Source organism: Natrinema sp. 74 (assembly GCF_046097095.1).
In the GTDB taxonomy this organism is placed as follows: domain Archaea; phylum Halobacteriota; class Halobacteria; order Halobacteriales; family Natrialbaceae; genus Natrinema.
The window spans coordinates 1,894,465-1,914,173 of record NZ_CP175698.1; the positions used below are offsets into that span (position 1 = coordinate 1,894,465).

The following is a 19,709-nucleotide window of genomic DNA, read 5'->3' on the forward strand; positions in this document are numbered from 1 at the left end:
GGTCGGTGAGGTGAGTGACGATGGTGCATAAGAAAGAAGAACGCAAGGAGGGCTGTTACGGCGACGAGGTCCGCGACCACATCCTCGAGTTCGCCGAGAACGGCGGCTACGAGGCCATTCCCGAGGACGAACGCGAGACGTGGTTCACCCGGTTCAAGTTCTGGGGGCTGTTCCATCAGCGCTCGGGGCAGGAATCGTACTTCATGATGCGGCTGACCAACGCCAGCGGCATCTTAGCGCCCGATCAGTTGCGAACGATCGGCGAGGTCGCCCGCGAGTACGCCAAGGGTCCCGTCGAGAACCCCGAATTCGGTAACGGCTGGATCGATCTGACGACCCGCCAATCGGTCCAACTCCACTGGATCAAACTCGAGGACATCCCCGAGATCTGGGAGCAACTCGAGTCGGTCGGCGTCCACTCGCGTTCGTCGGGCGGGGACACGATGCGCAACATCTCGGGGTGTCCGCTCCACGGGAAAGCCGAGGAGTTCGTCGAGTCCGGCCCCCTGCTCGAGCGCTTCGAGGAGGAGCTTCGAAAGGACGACGCGCTGGCGAACATGCCCCGGAAGTTCAACATCAGCGTCTCGGGCTGTACGGTCGGCTGCGCGCAGGATTCGATCAACGACATCGGATTCGAGCCGGCGACCAAGAAGATAGACGTCTCCGGCGAAGCCGGAGGCTCGTCGGCCGAGTCCGACGGTGGCGAGGAAATCCGCGGCTTCAACGTACGCATCGGCGGCGGCCTCGGCGGTCGCCAGCCCCGCGCCGCGACGCCGCTGGACGTCTTCGTCCGGCCCGAGAACGCCTACGAGGTCGGCCGGGGATTCGTCGAACTCTACCACGATTACGGGAACCGCCAGAACCGCTCGAAGAACCGCGCGCGGTTCTTCGCCGAGGACTGGGGGATGGCGAAGATCCGCGAGACCCTCCAGGAGGAGTACGTCGACTTCGAGATGCACACCGCGGGCGAGGACCTCCGCGAGGAGTACACGTACAACGCCGGGCGGCCCGTCGCGGACGGCCAGCACGACCACGTCGGCGTCGGCGACCAGCAAGACGGCCGGAACTATGTCGGTCTGAGCGTGCCCGTCGGCCGCCTGCCGGCCGAGGATGCGATCGAACTCGCCGATTTGGCCGACGAGTACGGCTCCGGCGAGGTCCGGCTGACCCGTCGACAGAACCCCGTTATCGTCGACGTTTCCGACGACGACCTCGAGGCCCTACTCGCCGACCCCCTTCTCTCCGAGTACCCGCCGAAACCGAGCCCGTTCGAACGCGGCGCGATGGCCTGCACGGGAACGGAATTCTGCTCGATCGCGCTGACCGAGACGAAAGGGCGGATGGCGCGGATGCTGCGCTGGCTCAACAAAACCGTCGACCTCCCCGAAGACGTGGGCAAGATCAAGATGCATTATTCGGGCTGTACGGCCGACTGCGGGCAGGCGATGACCGCCGACATCGGCCTGCAGGGAATGCGCGCCCGCAAGAACGGTGAGATGGTCGAGGCCTTCGACATCGGCGTCGGCGGCGGCGTCGGCGAGACCCCCTCCTTCATCGACTGGGTCCAGCAGCGCGTCCCGGCCGACGAGGCCCCGGGCGCGATCCGAAACTTGCTCGAGGCCTACGCGGCCCACCGCGAGGACGGTCAGACGTTCCGCGAGTGGGTCGAGGCGACGGCCGAGGAACAGCTCGTGGAGTTCTGCGAGCCCGAGGAGACGGACTTCGAGGCGCCCTACATGGCCGACGCCAAGCAGTCGTGGTACCCCTTCGCCGAGAGCGAGTCCGCGGCGACCGCGACGGCCGACGAATCCGTGGCCTCGTCGGACGACTAACCGCCGATCGGCCGTTGTCGATCCGGCCGCGGCCGAGCGCGTATTTATCAGCGTGCGCGACGTATCGGAGCGTATGCCCGAAGACGTCCTCTTCAAAACCGAAAGCGAGCACAGCCGCGCGGAGATCGCATCGATGCTCAGACGCGTCGCGGACAACTTAGACGACGGCGAGGCGATCACCCTCACAGCCGGATCTGACTCCGTGACGCTCGAGCCGCCTGCGCGCCCGACGTTCGAGGTGAAAGCCGAGCGCGAGGGGCCGACGGACGGTCCCGGCGAACTCAGCGTCGAGTTCGAACTCGAGTGGGACGAGGCCGGCGCGGACGACGGCGACGGCGGCCGATTAGAAATCGAGTGAGTCAGCGGTGGTCGCGGGTCCGCTCGTAGGCATAGTCGAGTGCGTCCTCGAGCGAACCGGGGCCGTCGTAGCTGGCCGAAAACAGGTCCATGAACTCGCCGGCGATCCGTTCGCAGCGCTCGAACGTCAGGACGGTTCTGACTCGCATCGTCTCGGAGAGATCTAGCCCGGGATAGCTCGTCGCGGTCAGTGTGTACCCGGGATGATCCTCGCCGTCGAGCGAGGCCGGCGCGACCTTTAGCCGGAGATCGCCCGATTCGTGGCGATACGTTCGATACTGCATCTCCCGGTCTGTCTCAGCCGGGGTGTAGGTTCGACACTCTTCGGTGGTCCACTCGAGCGGCACGTCGGCGTCCATCGATCACTGATACCGGACCATGCGCTACGTTCGTACCGAAATGCGCAATATTACCGGACGATAACACAGAAATACAAACAATGGCAAATCCACTCCGCGAAATGCGATTATATTTCGAATGAATGGTCATCGAATGCGAGGAAAGGAGGACGAACGGTGAATCTAGTCCCGAACTGCAATTGGGTCTTCGCTCGCTCCCGACGATCGCTATTGGTTCCCCGTGCTCGGCCGTCGCTCGATTATCAGTCGTCGCTCGAGGATTCGACGGCGTCCTCGTCGGCGCGGTCGTCGCTCTCGGGGCTGACGCTGCCGGTCCGGTAGCCGTGGAGGTCGAGCGTGACGTGATCGAAGCCGAGGTCCGAGAGTTCGTCTCGAACCGTCTCGACGAACGCGCGGTCTAGTGCGCGCTCGAGTTCGTCGGGCGAGACTTCGATGCGGGCGAGGCCGTCGTGGTCGCGGACGCGGAACTGGTCGAACCCCCACTGGCGAAGCAGGGCCTCGGCGCGCTCGACGCGAGTGAGTCGCTCCTCGGTGACCTCGAGGCCCGTCGGGATCCGGGAAGAGAGACAGGCCATCGACGGTTTGTCGGCGACGGAGAGGCCGTAGCGGTCGGCGATTTCGCGCACCTCTCCTTTGGTGATGTCGTGAGCCAGCAGCGGCGAGTGGACCTCGAGTTCCTCGACGGCCTGCAGGCCGGGGCGGTGACCCGCACCCGGATCGTCGGCGTTCGTGCCGTCACAGACCGTCCCGATGCCGACCTCGCGGGCCGTCTCGAGCATCTCACCTAAGCGCATCGTCCGGCAGTGATAGCAGCGATCGTCGTCGTTCTCGACGAACGCATCGCTCTCGAGTTCGGAGAAGGAGACGATCTCGTGGCGGATGCCGATTTCGTCGGCGACGCGCTTGGCGTCCTCGAGTTCGGCCTCCGGGAGGGTCTCGCTCTTGGCGGTGCAGGCGACCGCGTCGTCGCCGAGCGCATCGTGGGCGAGCGCGGCCACGACGCTCGAGTCGACGCCGCCGGAGAAGGCCACGAGGACCCCGTCGCGGGCCGCGAGGTCGTCGCGGGCGGCCTCGAGTTTCGCCTCGACCGGTGTCATGGCCCGTGGTTCGAACCGGACGGGCAAAAGCGCGTTGCGTCCAGCCGTCAGCCGTTCGACACGGGTCCGCCGGTCGATCGCTGCGCCCTCGCGTCGCTGCTCTCGAGGCCGATGCCGAACCCGCCGATCGGATCGCAGTCTCCGTGTCACGAACGCCGTTGCGGTCTCCGCGAGCGGGTCGTTCCGGCCGCCGGCCCGTCGAGTGCCGTAATCAGCGCGCCGGGCGGTTAAGACCGTGTCCGTGGTAGGTCCCTCGAGACCATCATGGCCGTATCAGATCACCTGTCGCGGTTGCGTTCGATCACTGAGACGGAGGGCCACACCGAAGACGCGGATAACATCCCGCGCGAGGAACACGTCGCCGACGCGGTGCTTCGCGGCATTCAGGGCGGCTTCGTCGCGACGCTGATCATGACCGCGTTCCGCCTGCCGATCCTGCGGTCGCTACCGCCGTCGGCCAACTTCTGGTCGGAGTACGTCGCCGGCGACGACCCGAAGCAGCACTCGATCGCCGCTATCACCTTCCACCTCCTTTATGGCGTCAGCGCCGGTGCCCTCTTCGGCGTGCTGTTTTCGCTGTACGACGCGGGGCAGTCGATCGAGCCCGAACAACGCGGGCTCGTCTGGGGGGCGGTCTACGGTATGGTCCTGTCGGCCGTCGGCGTACAGGTGGTGTTACAGGACCTGCTCGACATCCATCTCGAGGCCGACGAACTCGCGCTCTTTCACGCCGGCCACCTCGTCTACGGGCTCTCGCTCGGCGCTTGGGTCGGCTCGCGGACGGAAGGGGTCGAGGATCCGGAACGGGAGTACGAGTACCGGGGCGGTAACTGAATTACGACCGCGCCAGTTCGGCGACGTCTTCCTCGAGTCGCCTCGCGTACTCGAGTCGCAGGTCGCAAGCGTCGGCTCGGGTCACGTACTGGCGGCCGTCGATCCGGGCCGTGATGGGGTGGTAGTCTCGAATCGAGAACCCCATTCGCTCGAGGTAGCCGGCGACCGCCGGTGATTCGAGGCCGTCGCGGACCGCCGACTCGGCGAGGTCGCGGACGGTCTCGAACGCGGGGAGGGCGATCTCGTCGCTCGTGACGTGACCGGGACGAGCGGTCGGCCCTCCAGTTCCGTCATGGCCGCCCGTGGCGTCGATTCGAACCGGGGTCTCGGAGAGTCGGTCCAGTACCGTCCGGAGGTCCTCTGCCAACCGGAGTAGCTGGCTGGGCAACGCGGCGTCGGGCGACCGCCACTCGACGGTCGGCATCGACTCCCGCAGTCGGACGGGCGTCCAGACCACGTCGTCGATCGAGACGTGTTCCTCGACCGCCTCGCCGTCGACGCCGGCGTCGACGGCCGCCGCTTTGAACTCCTCGTAGCGGTGCTCGAGCCGTCGGTGCCACTCGTCGACGGTTTCGACGTATCGCCAGGGCCGGCCGCGGTTCGGGAACGCCTCGTGGCCCTTCTTTCGATAGCAGTACGCGCGAGCGCCGTTGGCGACCCGTTCGCCCCGGAAATACGGTGCGGAGCTGACCAGCGCAAGCGCCGGATCCAGCGCGATGAGCGCGTTGAGCTGGTCGGTCACGTCGCGCTCCTCGACGCGGACGTGCGTCCCGGCGCAGTACGTCGCGCAATCGGCGTTCGTGCCGATCGCGTCCGTCCAAATCCGATCTCGGTCGCCGGGTCGCCGCTCGATCGCGTCGCCGTTGATCGGCGTGCCAAACGGTACGAGGTGTCTGTCCAGCTCCGCCGCTCGAGCGAGCACCGCCTCGAGCTCCGTGACGAGCGCCGTTCGAAGCTCCGAAACGGTCTCACTGGGCGGCGTCCGGATCTCGAGCAGCGGCTCGACGGCCGTCCGTTTAGTTCGGTCGGACATGTCCGCGAGCGCCCCCGGTCCGGTGAGGGTCCCGTCGCTATCGACGACCCAGTACTCGACTTCGATGCGCGTGTTCATGCTCGAGAGCTCGTCAGTTTCCGCCGACCGGCCCGGGGTGCCAGTTTCGATGACTCGGTCCTCCTCGATCGATCGCGCGACCGCTACGTCGCTGCGCTGTCGACGTGACTGGCCGCACTGTTGGCAGTGACTCGCGAACGGTGATACACCGCGGTGTTACCGTTCGGCGCGGCCGGACCGCCCGCTCAGAACGACTGCTGTGATCGGACGTGTTCGTCGGTATCGTGGGGGCTATCGCCGCGGTCGCTGTACCGGGGCCGACCCACGGCGTCCCGGCCGACGCCGTTTAGAATTGCCAACTCGAGTTCGTTCCGGCTCTCGTAGGTCTCGTGGCCCGATCGCTCAAGGACCGCCTGGAGGGAGTCCGACCGGCGCGGGTAGATGATTTCGACGTCGCCGAAGTCAGCGAGCACCTCGTCGGTAGTCATCGGAAACGTCGCGCCGTCGAACAGTTGGCTGACAGCGCCGATCTCGAGGGATTTGATCTCGTCTGCGTCCGCGTCGATGTGGCTCATCGAGCGTCGCTAGTCGGATCGAGAGGAAAGTACTACAGCCTGCAGGCGACGACCGCGAGAGCATGGGCAAGCCGTCGGGCGGTTTCGGCACTTGGGCTCGACTCTGGCGGCTCACTCCGGTTCGAAGCCGCCGACGAGATACTCGAGCCCGAACAGCGCGATTGCACCCACGACCGCCCATGCGGCGGTCAGTGCGATCGTTTCCGTCGTCCACGCATGCGACTCACTGATGTTGGTGAGCGGGGCCGGAACCGAGCCGGCGATGAGGCTCACGAGGAAGACCAGTGTCAGTTCGCGCCGGCGGGCCATCGCGGCGCGGACGATGCGGGCGATAGAGAGCAGTCCGACGACGCCGCCGGCGACGAACAACACGACGGTCGTTCCCGGATCGATGACGGCCGCGAGCGAGCCGCCGCCGACCAGATCGCTGACGGCGTGGACGAACGCGCTCAGTTCGTTGGAGAGGAAGATGTACTGGCCGAGCAAGATCAGGATCAGCGAGCCGGAGACCCCCGGCAGAATCATCGCGCTGACCGCGATCGCGCCGGCGATGACGATCACGACCGGACCGCTTCCGGGCAGCGTGACGAGGTCGGCGGCGACCATCAGCGCGAGTCCGGCACCCGCGATCGCGGCTCCGGCGTGTTCGGGCGTGGTAAAGGTGAGATTCCGGCCGAGCGTGATCGCCGAGGCAGCGATCAACCCGGCGAAGAAGCCGAACATCGCGATCGGATGCGACTCCGCCAGCGACGAGACGATGTCGGCGATGAGCACGATTGCGGTGGCCATGCCAACGCCGAGCGGGAGCAGGAATCCGAGATCTAATTCGAGCAGCGCCTCCCTGGCTCGCGTCCGCCGCTCCGGCCGGTAGCCCCCGAGGATGGTGACGGCTCGTCGGGGCGTAAACGCCGTCACGGCGGCGATCAGCCGCCCGTAGAAGCCAAGCAGGAGTGCGACGGTGCCTCCGGAGACGCCGGGCAGAGCGTCGGCCGTCCCCATACAGAGCCCGTAGCCGTAGGCCCGGAGCAACTCGAGGCGGTCGCCCACGGACTCGGTGCGTTCATACTCCATGCGTTCGGTCTCGGCGTCCGCGACTCGGGTTCTGGGTCGACAGCATGCGATGCCACCGCCTCGTGCCCGACGGTGCGGGCCGCCGTGTTGGCTGCATGCTCGATGGAGCCACGTGCGGCCGTATAAAAGTGCACGACGTCGTCAGCGCGTGCTATCGCCTCTCACTGTCGTCGGCCGTCGCGTGAAGACGGCCCCCGCTCGAGTCCTCAGGCCGGCCGTCCAATCGTGTACAGGAACAGCGGCGTCTGTCCGGCCGCACGCGGCGCGAAGAAGTCCGAGACGACGTCGTCGTAGAACGTCAACCCCGTCCCGCCCAGATCGCGATGGGCGTACGTCCCCAGGTACAGCCGACCGGCCGTCAGCGCCGCCTCGAGCTGGGCGATCCGATAGCCGCGGTCGCCCAGCGCGTCGACGACCGCCTCGAGGTCGGAGAGAAAATACACGCAGCCCGCAGCGTCGGCGGCCAGCCGTTGGTCCAGCGCGAGGTGGCCCGCCTCGCTGCGGAACTCACCGGCGCGCAGCCGCTCGAGTTCGCCCGCGGCCGGGTGGTAGTGATAGGTCCCGGACTCGAGGCCGTCGACGCCGTTGACGAGCAGGTACGGGTCGCCGAACGACAGCGGCGGGACGTCGGCGGACCGGTCTCGTTCGCCCCGTCGGCGAACGTCCATTGGCACGCCGCGGACCGCGCGGTCGAGCACCGTCGAGAGTTTGCGAAAACTGATCGGCTCGCGCTCGTACTCGCGACAGGAGCCGCGCCGGCGGATCGTCTCGCCGAGCGGGCGGCTCGAGGCCGTCTCGGGATCGACTGGCTCGAGCGCGACCCGTTCGCCGTCGCCGGGGTCGCGGGTACCGATCGGTCCGCCGGGACAGTCGATGCGCCACCGCTCGGCGTCGGTGCCGTCCTCGAGCGTCCCGGCCTGCCACGCCTCGTGGATCAGCGGGAACTGCTTCTCGTTCGGCGAGAGTGGGTCCGTCTCGGGATCAATGGACTCGACCGCGGGCGTCTCGTCGGGCGGATCGCTCGCGCCGATCGGAACGATCGCGAGGGGCGCTTCGCGTTCGGGATCGACGCCGAGCAGGTCGGCGACGGGCCGATCCGCGAAGCCGGTCACGACCTCGGCGCGGTAGTCCAGCGCGTGGGCGACCGCGAGTAAATTCGCGAGCGTCGTCCCCGAATCCCAGAAGGCGTGGCGGAAGGTGCGATCCGCGTACTTCCAGGCGTTGCGCCACCACGTCGATGTCGCGACGATCGACAGCGGCGCGTCGACGACGGCGTCCCCGGTCGCCGCGGCGAGCGCGCCGCGGTAGTCGCCCTCGCGGAGGACGTCCAGCGAGAGGGTTCGCGGGTCGAAGTGGTAGACGCCGGCCGCGAGGCCAGATTCCGCTTGCGTCGCACTATCCTCGCGAGCCTCGAGGGCACCACAGACCACGTAGAGATCGACGTGGTACAGCGCCCCGGTCGTCGCCGCAGCGCGGAACAGGTGCGTGCGGCCGCGCCGTTCGATGGATTTCGTGATTCCAGCCGCGTAGTAACAGCAGGTCGTGACGGTCTCGAGGTCCGGTCGGCCGTCTCGAGTCGGATCACCGTCCGGCGTCGGCTCGGCGATCGCCGCGAGCGCGGGTTGCTGGGGCGGGCGGATCCGTTCGGCGAGCTCCCACGTCGGCAGGTCGGTGTACTCCTTGTATGGCGTCGGCTTATTGTCGAAGTTCAGCCCGCTTGCGCCCTCGCGGACGCTTCGCGGCGAGTGTTTCGTCCGCTCGTGGTACTCGAGCGCGTCGGTCGGCATGTCTCGGGCTCCCACGTCGAGCCGAAAAAAGCTCGTACGAAATCGTACTGCCGCGAGTCGGCGGGGAACCGACCCTGTCACTTAGGAGCGTACTGATCCGGCTCGATCGCCGCGGAATTGAGGGCTTCGACCACTCGATCGGACGCTGAGGCGGTCAGGTAGCAGTACTCCAACCCGGGTTGCTCCCGAACGAACAGTGGCTGCCCGATCTCGTCACGGACGACCAATTCAAACAGCGCGTCGGTCAGCAGTTCGAGGACCGCAGCGACCGTCTCCGACGTTGCCGGAACCGTACCGACGAGTCGGAATTCGTCGCGCGTCGCACCTGCGTCGACGATCGTCGCGACGCTCTCGGCGTCGACCCGATCGAGCAGTGGCCCCGATCCGACTAGTTCGATCGTCTCGGCGTCTCGCTCGCTCTGCTCGAGGAGCACTTGGAGCGCCGACGGGATCGACAGCGACGCCGATGGTGACGCCTTCTCAATCGAATACGCCTCGAGTTGGTCCGTCTCGAGGGAGCCGAATCGCTCCGTAGGAGCGCTCTCGCCCAGCGGCCGGAGTGCCGTCGCCAATTCGAACGGGAGCGTCTCGCAGAGTCGTTCGTACTCAGATGGTGTCACCCGACAGGACTCCGCGTTGGTGTCGCTGCGTTCGAACATCGCCGTACCGGCGTCGTCGACAAACCGCGCGGTGAGAAGACTATCGCTGAAAAGCGCGAGCGCCGCGTTCACCGTCTCGGGCGTTGCTTCTACTGTCGCGACCAGCGTACTGTCCTCTACGCGTGCTCCCGCTTCTCGAAGCCGAGCGACGCTCGCCGCATCGACGTAGTCGACGAGAAGCGGTTCGATGCCGGCGACGCCGATCTCGACGGGCTCTCGCTCGGCGGTTTCGAGGATCGCTCGAGCGATTTCGGCGGACTGCTCGTGGTTCTCCGCGGCAATCGTGAATTGAGGCACGGCCCGTCCGACGTGTTCGTTTTCGATCGATTTCCCGCTTCTGTTCGCGTTTCCGTCGGGCTCATTCCGTGAGTGGAGTGATAGCGTGTGACACTAGAAACGCGCCGGGCGGGAACTTTTTCTCGCTCCGGTTTGTTACGCCGCTCGAGAACATGGACCTCGAGTCGATCCCGGGCGTCGGCGAGAAGACGGCCCGAGCGCTGTCCGAACTCGACGATCCGGAGCGCGCGCTCCGGGCGGGCGACGTGGCGGCAATCGCGACCGCGCCGGGGATCACGCAGGGCCGGGCTGCCCGGATCGCGCGTGGGGCGATCCGGCTCGAGCACGACGATCCCGGCGGGTTTCTGGCGACCAACCGCGCCCGGGAGGTCTACCAGCAGGTGCTCGGCCTGCTCAAAGAGCGGACCGTCACCGACTACGCTGCCCAGCGTCTCGAGACGATCTATCCGAGCCCGCGGCGCTCGCGCATCGAGGAGGTCCAGTCCTTCGCGGCCGAGGCCATCGAGCGCGAGCCGAGTCCGGAGGTGCTCGAGGCGCTCGAAGGGGTCGACCCCCTCCGAGAACCGGGCGACGTGACGGTCCGCGAGCGGTGTCTGGCGACGACCGACGCCGAGCGCTACTCGGAGGCGCGCGAGGCGATTCCGGAGCTGTCCGTCGAGATCGTCGAGGACGCGCAGGGGCTGGCCGAACTCGCGCGGGGGTATTCGACGGTGATCGCGCTCGATGAGTCCTTCGCGGGCGTCACCATCGAGGGCGACGTGCAGGTCCGGCCAGACGCGCTCGAGACCCCGGCCGAGGTCGTCCCCGAGCGCTCGCTTGCCTTCTTCGCGCGCAACCGGGACCGACTGCGGGCGGCCGTCGCGGTCCACCAGGCCGCGGACCTCGAGCCGCCCTGTGATCTCGCGGCGCTCGAGGACGGCCTCTCGCGGCTGGCCGAGGACGGCACGGTCGCAGGCGACGATGAACTCGACCGGCTGACGGCGGCGGTCGACGACCTCGACGCGGCTGCCGGCACCGCGGAGAACGTCGCCAACGACCGGCTCCGGGAGGCGATCCGCGAGCAGGACGTCACGATCGAGGGCGCGGATTTGCTCTCGCTGGTCGAGCGCGGGGCCGGCGTCGATTCCCTGCTCTCGCGGGAACTCGCCGACGAGTACGCGGACGCGGTCGAGGCGGCTCGCGACCACCTCGTTGACGCACTCGACCTCGATCAGGGCGAGGCCGAGATCGCCCGACGAGCGTTCGGCGACGAACCGACGTTTCCCGTCGAGCGCGACGAGAACGCCGTCGGCCGACTGCGCGAGGAACTGACCGCGGCCAAGGAGCGCCGTGCCGGCCGCCTCAAACGCGAGCTCGCGGCCGATCTGGCCGACCAGCGCGAGGGGGCCCGCCAGCTCGTCCGGGACGCCCTCGAGTTAGACGTCGAACTCGCCATCGCCCGGTTTGCCCGCGAATTCGAGTGTACGATGCCCGTGTTCACCGACGGTGAGGCGCGTGGCGCTTCGGACGGCGACGACACCGTCGGCTTCGACGTCGAGGGCGGCCGCTCGCCCCTGCTCGACGAGCCACTCGAGGCGATCGATCCCGTCGACTACGCCGTTTCCGGCGTGGCGCTGCTCTCGGGGGTCAACAGCGGCGGGAAAACCTCCATGCTTGACCTGGTCGCGAGCGTGGTCGTGCTGGCTCACATGGGGCTGCCGGTCCCCGCCGAGCGGGTGCGCCTGGGTCGGTTCGACGACCTGCACTACCACGCCAAGACGCAGGGGACCCTCGACGCCGGGGCCTTCGAGTCGACCGTCCGCGAGTTCGCCGACCTCGCGGAAGGCGGCGAGGGCTCGCTCGTACTGGTCGACGAACTCGAGAGCATCACCGAGCCGGGGGCGTCGGCGAAGATCATCGCCGGCATCTTGGAGGCGCTGTCGGCCAACGGCGCGACGGCGGTGTTCGTCTCCCATCTGGCGGGCGAGATCCGCGAGATGGCCGACTTCGACGTGACCGTCGACGGCATCGAGGCCGTTGGGCTGGTCGACGGCAAACTCGAGGTAAATCGCTCGCCGGTCAAAGACCACTTAGCGCGGTCGACGCCGGAGTTGATCGTCGAGAAACTGGCCGACGAGTCGCGGGCGGCGGCGACAAACGGCGGGACCGCTGTGGCCGACGGCGAGCCCGAACCGCACTTCTACGATCGGCTGCTCGAGAAATTCGACTAGCCGCGGTTCCCTCCTGGGGTATGCAAGTACAACACATACCCTAGCTCGGTCCCTCCATTAGCGCATGCCGTACGAGTTTCAGTGTCACAGGAAGGGCTGTTCTTTCCGACTGCGCTCCGATACCGGGCAGGAAGCAGCGCGACTCGCGCGTGCACACGCCCGTGTCGCTCACCGGGACCGGATCGCCCCGGCCGACCTCGACCGGTGGCTCGAGCAGGTCGAGGCCGCCTGACTCGGTGTGATACTTCCGCGGTCGCCCGGCGCTCAGCCGCCGTGCCACTCGAGAATCCTCTTGTGGCCCCACTTCTCCTCTTCGTCGTTCGGACCGCCGGTGATCGCCTCGAGCGAGTCGGCGTCGCGCTCCTCGAGGAACACGGCGAGTTCGTCGGCGTAGTCCGCGATTGCGGCGAGCGTGTCGTCGTCCTGTAACGCGAACGACTCTTTCATGGAGTCCGGCATTCCATCGGGTGCGATGTACGTGTCTTTCCGAGCGTAGTCGCCGACGTCCCGCAGGAGTTCCGGAGAGAGGTCGCCGAACTGCTCGAGCAGGAAGTCGGGAATCGAATCCGAAGGCTCCGGTACCGTCATTGCTATGACCTAAATTGATATAATCTGTATTAATTCTTGTGACTGTGTCAAACACTAACGTGTGTGTTGGCCGCTCGAACGCGAGATCGGGCGGCCGAAGCCTTAAGACGCTGCGGAAGCAGGGTGAAAGTGATGGGAGACGACCCCGACGCGGGGATGTTGTCGTGGGACGAATCCGTGTTCAGAGACGAGCACGTCTTCGAAATCGACTACGTTCCCGAGACGTTCAAGCACCGCGAGGGCCAGACCCAGAGTCTGACGTACGCGCTGCGCCCGGCGGTGCGGGGGTCGCGGCCGCTGAACGTCATGGTCCGGGGACCACCGGGTACCGGGAAGACAACGGCAATCCAGAAACTGTTCGACGAAGTGGGAGCCCAGACGCGAGCGGTCCGGACGATTCGGGTCAACTGTCAGGTCAACGCGACTCGGTATTCGGTGTTTTCGCGGCTGTTCGAGGGCACGTTCGACTACGAACCGCCTTCCTCGGGCATCTCCTTCAAGAAGCTGTTCAGCCAGATCGCCGAGAAACTCGTCGAGGAAGACAAGGTCCTCGTCGTCGCCCTGGACGACGTCAACTACCTCTTCTACGAGAACGAGGCCTCCGACACGCTCTATTCGCTACTGCGGGCCCACGAGGAGTACCCCGGCGCGAAGATCGGCGTCGTCGTCGTCTCGTCGGATCCCGCACTGGACGTGATCGACGAACTCGATTCGCGGGTCCAGAGCGTCTTCCGTCCGGAGGACGTCTACTTCCCCGTCTACGATCAGCCAGAGATCGTCGACATCCTCGAGGAACGGGTCGAACGAGGCTTTCACGACGGCGTTATCTCACGAGGTACCTTGGATTACGTCGCCGACCTCACCGCCGATAGCGGCGATCTCCGCGTCGGTATCGACCTACTGCGGCGGGCCGGGCTCAACGCCGAGATGCGGGCGAGCCCCACCGTCGAGCGCCAGGACGTCGAGGAGGCCTACGAGAAATCCAAGTATATCAACCTCTCGCGGTCGCTTTCGGGACTGACCGACACCGAGCGGGCCTTACTCGAGGTGATCGCCGAGCACGACGGCGAACAGGCCGGCGAGGTCTACGAGGTCTTCCACGACCGGACCGATCTGGGCTATACGCGCTACTCCGAGATCGTCAACAAACTCGACCAGCTCAGCCTGATCGATGCCGATTACGCCGATGTCGACGGGCGCGGCCGCTCGCGATCGCTCTCGCTGTCCTACGAGAAAGACGCGGTGTTAGACCGACTCGAGTGATTTTCTCGGGACGGCTGCCGGCTTCGACGGACTCGGTATTCCACGCTGTAAGACGCGCTCCGTAGCGCTCCGTCTCGAGTTCGTCGCCGGCTCGCTCGCGGTGGCTCTGAGAGTGGTATCGTCGCCGAGATACCGCGGTCGGCCAGTGGATATATGAAGGTGGGGTTCATCGCCGATGGCAGACGACGGACTAGCGGGCCGGCGGCGGTGTCTGCCGGTCGACCGGGCCCGCACTACCTTTTGTTCCAACATCTGACCCTATTCAAAACATGTTGTTCTCATCATACGAGTGGGGATTAGTGACGGTGTCATAATCGTGACCCCATTCGAGAGGGGATTTCACCCGATCTATGGCTAGACAGTGGTTCTGTCTGGTGGCAATTTCCGTTCGTACGGCATCGAGCGCCGGTTACTTCTCCAAACTACTCAGAAATATTGTATGTGTATCAGAGGATTAATTATGGGTGACGAATGAGTGGGGCTGTATGACAGAAGATGGGTTAAACCGACGGCGGTTTATGAAGGTGGGGACCGCCCTCGGGATGATGGGGACACTTCCAATTAACACCGTGGCGGCCTCGGAATCCACGCCGGATCTCGAGAAGTTCGTCCAGCCGATGCCGATCCCGGAGGTTAGAGAGCCAGACGGAAAGCGGCGAGGCGCGGACTACTACGAGATCCCGATGAAGGAGATCGAGACGAAGGTTCACCCAGATCTCCCGCCGACGACGCTGTGGGGCTTCGACGGACAGGTCCCCGGACCGGTTATCAAGTCACACCGCTACGAGCGGATTAACGTTCGGTACGACAACAGTGCCCTCCCGGAGGAACACCTCTTGGAGGTCGACGACATGATCCACGGGACGGCTCCCGAGGACTACGACGGCTACGACGGCCCCGTGCCGGAGGTCCGGACGTCGATCCACCAGCACGGCCTTAACGTCGAGCGCCCCAGCGACGGCCAGGCTCGCGCGTGGGAGGCACCCGACGGGACCGAGGGTCCGCAGTTCGCCAAGGACGTCCACGAACTTCCCAACCGCCAAGAGCGCATGACCGCGACGTATCACGACCATGCACTCGGCGTCAGCCGGCTCAACAACTACGCCGGGCTTCACGGTTTCTACATCATCGAGGGCTGGGAGGAGAAGCGACTTGGCCTCCCGACCGGCAAGTACGACGTGCCGATCATGCTCGAGGACCGCTCGTTCGAGGCGGACGGCTCGCTCCATTACCCCGACTCGTTCGTCCCGAACTTCGCGGGCGACACCGCATTTATCAACGGCGCGGTGTGGCCGTACATGGAGGTCGAGCCCCGCCGCTACCGGTTCCGGCTGGTCAACCAGTCGAACGGCCGGACGTTCGCTCTCGCACTCGAAAACGAGGACGGCCACGACGCGCCGGCGATCCATCAGATCGCGCCCGACCACGGGTTCTTAGAGGAGGTCGTCTCCATCGGCCACGGGGGCGACCTCGAGTCGTTGATCGTCTCGCCGTACGAGCGCGCCGAGGTCATCGTCGACTTCTCCGAGTACGCCGGCGAGACGCTCACGTTGACAAACGACGCCGCGTTCCCGTACGCTGGACCACACGGCGGTCACGACGGCGGCCACGGCGACGATGGCATGGACGGGATGTCCATGGGCGGGGACAACCACTTCCCCGAACTGCCGGAGCTCATGCAGTTCCGCGTCGCCGACTCGGTCAGCGAGCCGGATCGCAGCGCCGATCCGACCGAACTCGACCTCCCGGGCTGGCCCGGATACGACGAGCACGCCGTCAACGAGACCCGCCAGATGACACTCGGCATGCGGATGAAACAGAGCGAACCCGACATCCACGTGTTAAACGGCAAGGCCTCCTACGAGGGCGGTGAGTACGCCCAGCCACAGCTCGGCTCGACCGAGATCTGGGAGCTCGAGAACACCGGCCATCACTCTCATCCGATTCACCTGCACCTCGTTAACTTCGAGATCATCGGCCGCGGTCCCGACGGGACTCACGAGCCCGCACCGAACGAGCGCGGACCGAAGGACGTCGTCCGCGTCGATCCGAACGAGACCGTCCGTATCCTCGTCAAATTCGAGAACTACACCGGCAAATATCCGTGGCATTGCCACGTCCTCGAGCACGAGGAACACGCGATGATGCGCCAGTTCGAAGTCGTCGCTGGCAACGGCCGAAACAGAAACCGCGGCCGAAACAGGGACCGTGACCGGAACAGAAATCGTGACCGGAATAGAAACCGCGATCGGGACAGGGACCGCGACCGCGATGATGACGGCGATGCCCGAGACCGTGAAACGTGGAACCGCGGTACCGGCGGTGGGTGGAGCCTGGGACGCCGGTAACCCGCCGTAATCCTACACACCACTCAGCGGCGACCGATCTCGAGAGACACCGCCGTCTTGTGACGCCCTCGCCGACTTGGCAGTCGCCGGCCGAACGATCACATTCGGGATCGTCCAACGGCCGCTATGGAGCGCGACGACTTCTATCAGTCCGTCGAACAGCAAGCGAACCTCGCCGACGAGGCCGACGCACGTGACGCGACGGCGGCGGTGCTGTCCGCCCTCGGTGAACGGCTCGACGAGACCCGCTCGCAGCGTCTCGACGGCGATTTGCCCGCTGAGATCGGCGACCACCTCGCCGAAGGCGCGTCTGGCCGCGACCGCTCCCTCGACGAGTTCCGGTCGCACGTCGCCGAGCGAACCGACCGCGCCGACGTCGACGATCCAGACCGGCTCTCGAGAGCCGTCGTCGGGACGCTGCTCGAGCACGTCGGCGAGGACGAAGCCGACGCGCTCAGGGCGCGACTCGAGGAGTACGGCTACGACGCGATCGTCCCCGAGTCGGGGCCCGGTGCCGGAGAGTAACGGCGTCGATGGCGGGGCGACCCCGGCACGTGCCGCCCGAACCGTGAGGCTCTGCGTCGGCGTGGCCACGGATATGGATCAATCAGCGCTGCTCGAGACGGTGAGCGACCGCACTGACGTCGACGAGACCGCGGCCGCCGATGCAACGCGGGCGGTCCTCGAGACGCTCGGCGAGCGGCTGAGCGCCGACGAGGCCGAGGACCTCGCGGCGCAGTTGTCGAACGAGCTCCGCCAGCACCTCACCGAGAGCGAGCCAGGTCGGCAATTCTCCGAGGAGGAGTTCGTCTCCCGCGTCGACCAGCGCATGGACACCGTCGCCATCACCGGACAGGACGCGGCGACGACCGTGCTGGGGACGCTCCTCGAGGCGGTCGACGAGCGCGACCGCGCGACGGTCGTCGACCAATTCGAACACTACGGGTTCGAGGATCTGCTCGCGGAGACGAACGCGGACGTTGACACGGCGGATCGAACGCCGGGGGAGTACTGACGGATTCGGCCGTCGAAACTGCGGTCGCGGCGTCAGGCCTGCTCGATGCCTTCGCGGTAGTCCTCGACTGACTCGATGGCCGATTCGACCTTGGCTTCGGTGTTCCCGTCCGCCCGCTCGCGGACCTGGCGCAGCGTGTTGAGCCGCTCGTCTAAGATGGCGTGATCAGGCTGCGTCTCGCCCATTACGTAGTCGGCGAACGCGTCCGTCGTCTCGCGGATGTCCTCGCGGATATCGTCGTCGCCGGCCGATTTCGCCGCCTCCTCGAGGTCGTCTCGCGCCTGCTGGAGTTGCTCCGTCATACGCCGACTCAAGACGAGTCGAGACATAACGGTTGGGCGAGCAATAGCCACGTCCGTCCGAGACTCGACCGGGCTCGGACGCGTCGTTTCCGCCGACCGTTTCGGCGGTCTCGGCTCGAGACCACCACCGGTGCCGAGGTCGTTGGGGGAAGGCTATTAGTAGCGAACGACGTTGGCTCGCTAGTGAATGACCAGTTCGGCGACGTTCGAGATATTTCAGGATAGAGCGGGCGAATGGCGGTGGCGTCTCGTCGCCACGAACGGGAACATAATCGCGGATAGCGGCGAAGGCTACGCGTCCAAACAGGGAGTCAAACGCGGTATCGACAGCGTGAAACGGAGCGCGGCCGGAGCGGACGTCCAGTTCGTGACGGAGGGCTGAGTGCGGCCGCACAGCCGGTAGACGGATTCGAAGCTATTAGACCGGGACTACGCCGCGGACGGTTTCTCGAGTCCGGCACCGGCACATCCATCTCTCTATCCCCGTTGTTGCCGAAATCCGACGAGTTAGTCGGTGAATCGAGCATATCTCTAAACGTCGGTAGGCACGGAATTTCGTCCGTTCGACGCCCTGAGAGAGACAAAATCGCCCGTGAAGAGCATATCTTGTGTCTTATATGATGGGGCGTTCTGACCAGTACTAAACACATGTCTACTCGATTACGACATCCACTCGTCGCCGTCGCTGTCGCGCTGCTCTTGACGATTCCGTGGATCGGAACGTTCGTTTCCTATGGCGGTTACGGAACCGTCCATCCGAGCGAAAACATCGCGGCCGGTCTCGTCGTGGCCGTCGCCGGAACGGCGATCCTCGGCGCGGCGTTCCTGCTCGCATGGGCGGCCGAAACCGCAGAGAAAGACGTCCCGCGGGCGTTCGCCATCGCGGTGCTGGCGGTCCTGGCCGTGGCGCCCGAGTACGCCGTCGACGCGTTGTACGCCTGGCAGGCCGGTGCCGGCTCCAGTGAGGCGGCAAACCTCGCGGTCGCGAACATGACTGGCGCGAACCGAATCCTCATCGGTATCGGCTGGTCGGGAATCGCACTGTTCAGCATCTACCGTGCGAAGCGCACGTCCGATCCGGCGGTCGAACGGCGGTCGGGGGTCCTCGCGGACGTGGTCACGCTGGACCGCGACATCTCCCTGGAGATCGTGTTCCTCCTCGTCGCGACGGCGTTCGCGTTTTTCGTCCCGCTCGGCGGCGGGATCGGTGTGGTCGACACGCTCTTCCTCGTCGGCCTCTATCTGCTCTATCTGCTCGTGATCATCCGCGGTGACGTCGAAGAAGCCGAAGAACACACCGGTGTCCCCGCGTACTTCCAGCGGTATCCCACGCTCCGACGGGTGTCGGTCGTCCTCGTCGGGTTCGCGTTTTCGGGCGCGATCATCTTCACTGCGGTGCATCCGTTCGCGGAGGGCCTCGAGCAGGTGGGCCTCCAGTACGGTATCCCCGAGTTCTTTATGATTCAGTGGCTCGCTCCGCTGGCTTCGGAGAGCCCCGAGTTGATCGTGGTCGCCTATCTCGTGAACAAAGCGCGGACGACCGCCGGGTTCAACGCGCTCATCTCCTCGAAGCTCAATCAGTGGACGCTGCTCATCGGGACGCTCGCGATCGTCTATTCGATCTCCGCTGGGAGCATCGGAGCGCTCCCGTTCGATTCGAAGCAGGTCGCGGAAATCTGGATCACCGCGGCCCAGAGCTTCTTCGCGATCGCTATCCTGTTGAACTTCGAGATCAGCGCCCGCGAGGCGCTCGTGCTGCTCGGGCTGTTCGTCACGCAGGTCCTCGCGGAGTTCTACGTCATTCAGGCCTACACCGAACCGGCCGTCACTGATCTCAGCATAACCTTACTCTACGGCTATACTGCCGTGTACGTCCTGCTCGGCATCGGCCTGTTCCTCCGGCGACGCGACAGCGTCCGCGAACTCCTCGAACGGACCGCCTCGACCACTCGGGCGGCGATCGGCCGAGAGACCAGGCCGTCTCAGGCGGAGCACGCGGACTGACTCGCCGGTCACCGACGACCCGACGACTCTCGAAGCGCGGTCCGGCGACGCATCGTCTCC

Annotated in this window: 20 protein-coding genes; 11 read left to right on the top strand and 9 right to left on the bottom strand. The window is 66.0% G+C overall.

All coding sequences use genetic code 11. The features are described from left to right. Positions 1-20 precede the first annotated feature (20 nt). Both ACJ70B_RS09440 and ACJ70B_RS09445 read left to right on the top strand, forming a co-directional pair. Positions 21-1,832 carry a nitrite/sulfite reductase gene (locus ACJ70B_RS09440; protein WP_408956743.1) on the top strand — a complete coding sequence of 604 codons (1,812 nt, stop codon included), beginning with the start codon at positions 21-23 and terminating at the stop codon, positions 1,830-1,832. 73 nt (positions 1,833-1,905) lie between these two features. Next, positions 1,906-2,190, top strand: a complete 285-nt coding sequence (locus tag ACJ70B_RS09445; protein WP_408956744.1) for an amphi-Trp domain-containing protein — start codon at positions 1,906-1,908, stop codon at positions 2,188-2,190. Between the two features lies 1 nt (position 2,191). On the opposite strand, the gene ACJ70B_RS09450 is transcribed toward ACJ70B_RS09445, so the two are convergent. Beyond that, positions 2,192-2,548 (bottom strand): hypothetical protein, encoded by a 357-nt coding sequence (locus ACJ70B_RS09450; RefSeq protein WP_408956745.1) that lies wholly within the window; start codon positions 2,546-2,548, stop codon positions 2,192-2,194. Positions 2,549-2,790: 242 nt separating this feature from the next. Beyond that, positions 2,791-3,645 (bottom strand): ATP-dependent sacrificial sulfur transferase LarE, encoded by an 855-nt coding sequence (larE, locus tag ACJ70B_RS09455; protein WP_408956746.1) that lies wholly within the window; start codon positions 3,643-3,645, stop codon positions 2,791-2,793. Between the two features lie 264 nt (positions 3,646-3,909). Between larE and ACJ70B_RS09460 the strand changes: the two genes are divergently transcribed. After that, positions 3,910-4,479 carry a DUF6789 family protein gene (locus ACJ70B_RS09460; RefSeq protein ID WP_408956747.1) on the top strand — a complete coding sequence of 190 codons (570 nt, stop codon included), beginning with the start codon at positions 3,910-3,912 and terminating at the stop codon, positions 4,477-4,479. A 1-nt stretch (position 4,480) separates the two neighbouring features. Here the strand turns inward: ACJ70B_RS09460 and ACJ70B_RS09465 are convergent, their stop codons facing one another. The 5 genes from ACJ70B_RS09465 to ACJ70B_RS09485 form a co-directional block, all read right to left on the bottom strand. Further along, positions 4,481-5,590, bottom strand: a complete 1,110-nt coding sequence (locus tag ACJ70B_RS09465; RefSeq protein WP_408956748.1) for a glutamate-cysteine ligase family protein — start codon at positions 5,588-5,590, stop codon at positions 4,481-4,483. 185 nt (positions 5,591-5,775) lie between these two features. Then, complete coding sequence (locus ACJ70B_RS09470) at positions 5,776-6,105, bottom strand: hypothetical protein (protein ID WP_408956749.1); 330 nt, start codon at positions 6,103-6,105, stop codon at positions 5,776-5,778. A gap of 111 nt (positions 6,106-6,216) precedes the next feature. Beyond that, the gene (locus tag ACJ70B_RS09475) at positions 6,217-7,176 is read right to left on the bottom strand and encodes a DUF368 domain-containing protein (protein ID WP_408956750.1); all 960 of its coding nucleotides are present in this window, start codon (positions 7,174-7,176) and stop codon (positions 6,217-6,219) included. 206 nt (positions 7,177-7,382) lie between these two features. After that, positions 7,383-8,963, bottom strand: coding sequence for a SagB/ThcOx family dehydrogenase (locus ACJ70B_RS09480; RefSeq protein ID WP_408956751.1), 1,581 nt, complete (start codon positions 8,961-8,963; stop codon positions 7,383-7,385). A 77-nt stretch (positions 8,964-9,040) separates the two neighbouring features. Then, a complete protein-coding gene (locus ACJ70B_RS09485) occupies positions 9,041-9,919 on the bottom strand; it encodes a hypothetical protein (protein WP_408956752.1) in 879 nt (292 codons plus the stop codon). 152 nt (positions 9,920-10,071) lie between these two features. Here ACJ70B_RS09485 and ACJ70B_RS09490 point away from each other — a divergent pair, with 152 nt between their 5' ends. Together ACJ70B_RS09490 and ACJ70B_RS09495 are read left to right on the top strand one after the other, a co-directional pair. Continuing rightward, positions 10,072-12,129: a MutS-related protein gene (locus ACJ70B_RS09490; protein ID WP_408956753.1), complete on the top strand. Its 2,058-nt coding sequence runs from the start codon at positions 10,072-10,074 to the stop codon at positions 12,127-12,129. Positions 12,130-12,193: 64 nt separating this feature from the next. Continuing rightward, on the top strand, positions 12,194-12,361 hold the full coding sequence (locus ACJ70B_RS09495) for a hypothetical protein (RefSeq protein ID WP_408956754.1): 168 nt from the start codon (positions 12,194-12,196) through the stop codon (positions 12,359-12,361). Between the two features lie 32 nt (positions 12,362-12,393). Here ACJ70B_RS09495 and ACJ70B_RS09500 read toward each other — a convergent pair whose 3' ends face one another. Further along, a complete protein-coding gene (locus ACJ70B_RS09500) occupies positions 12,394-12,717 on the bottom strand; it encodes a hypothetical protein (protein WP_408956755.1) in 324 nt (107 codons plus the stop codon). 132 nt (positions 12,718-12,849) lie between these two features. Here ACJ70B_RS09500 and ACJ70B_RS09505 point away from each other — a divergent pair, with 132 nt between their 5' ends. The 4 genes from ACJ70B_RS09505 to ACJ70B_RS09520 all read left to right on the top strand — a co-directional run bounded on the left by ACJ70B_RS09505 (position 12,850) and on the right by ACJ70B_RS09520 (position 17,343). Continuing rightward, positions 12,850-13,980: an ORC1-type DNA replication protein gene (locus ACJ70B_RS09505; RefSeq protein WP_408956756.1), complete on the top strand. Its 1,131-nt coding sequence runs from the start codon at positions 12,850-12,852 to the stop codon at positions 13,978-13,980. A 485-nt stretch (positions 13,981-14,465) separates the two neighbouring features. Next, positions 14,466-16,328 carry a multicopper oxidase family protein gene (locus tag ACJ70B_RS09510; protein ID WP_408956757.1) on the top strand — a complete coding sequence of 621 codons (1,863 nt, stop codon included), beginning with the start codon at positions 14,466-14,468 and terminating at the stop codon, positions 16,326-16,328. A 126-nt stretch (positions 16,329-16,454) separates the two neighbouring features. Further along, positions 16,455-16,853, top strand: coding sequence for a DUF2267 domain-containing protein (locus tag ACJ70B_RS09515; protein ID WP_408956758.1), 399 nt, complete (start codon positions 16,455-16,457; stop codon positions 16,851-16,853). 73 nt (positions 16,854-16,926) lie between these two features. Further along, positions 16,927-17,343 carry a DUF2267 domain-containing protein gene (locus tag ACJ70B_RS09520; protein WP_408956759.1) on the top strand — a complete coding sequence of 139 codons (417 nt, stop codon included), beginning with the start codon at positions 16,927-16,929 and terminating at the stop codon, positions 17,341-17,343. Between the two features lie 32 nt (positions 17,344-17,375). On the opposite strand, the gene ACJ70B_RS09525 is transcribed toward ACJ70B_RS09520, so the two are convergent. Further along, the gene (locus ACJ70B_RS09525; protein ID WP_408956760.1) at positions 17,376-17,645 is read right to left on the bottom strand and encodes a hypothetical protein; all 270 of its coding nucleotides are present in this window, start codon (positions 17,643-17,645) and stop codon (positions 17,376-17,378) included. Between the two features lie 187 nt (positions 17,646-17,832). On the opposite strand from ACJ70B_RS09525, the gene ACJ70B_RS09530 reads away from it, so the two are divergent. Together ACJ70B_RS09530 and ACJ70B_RS09535 are read left to right on the top strand one after the other, a co-directional pair. After that, entirely contained in the window at positions 17,833-18,027 is a 195-nt protein-coding gene (locus ACJ70B_RS09530; protein ID WP_408956761.1) for an HVO_2922 family protein, read from the top strand. Positions 18,028-18,293: 266 nt separating this feature from the next. Further along, a complete protein-coding gene (locus tag ACJ70B_RS09535; RefSeq protein WP_408956762.1) occupies positions 18,294-19,649 on the top strand; it encodes a sodium/calcium exchanger protein in 1,356 nt (451 codons plus the stop codon). The last annotated feature ends 60 nt before the right edge of the window (positions 19,650-19,709 follow it).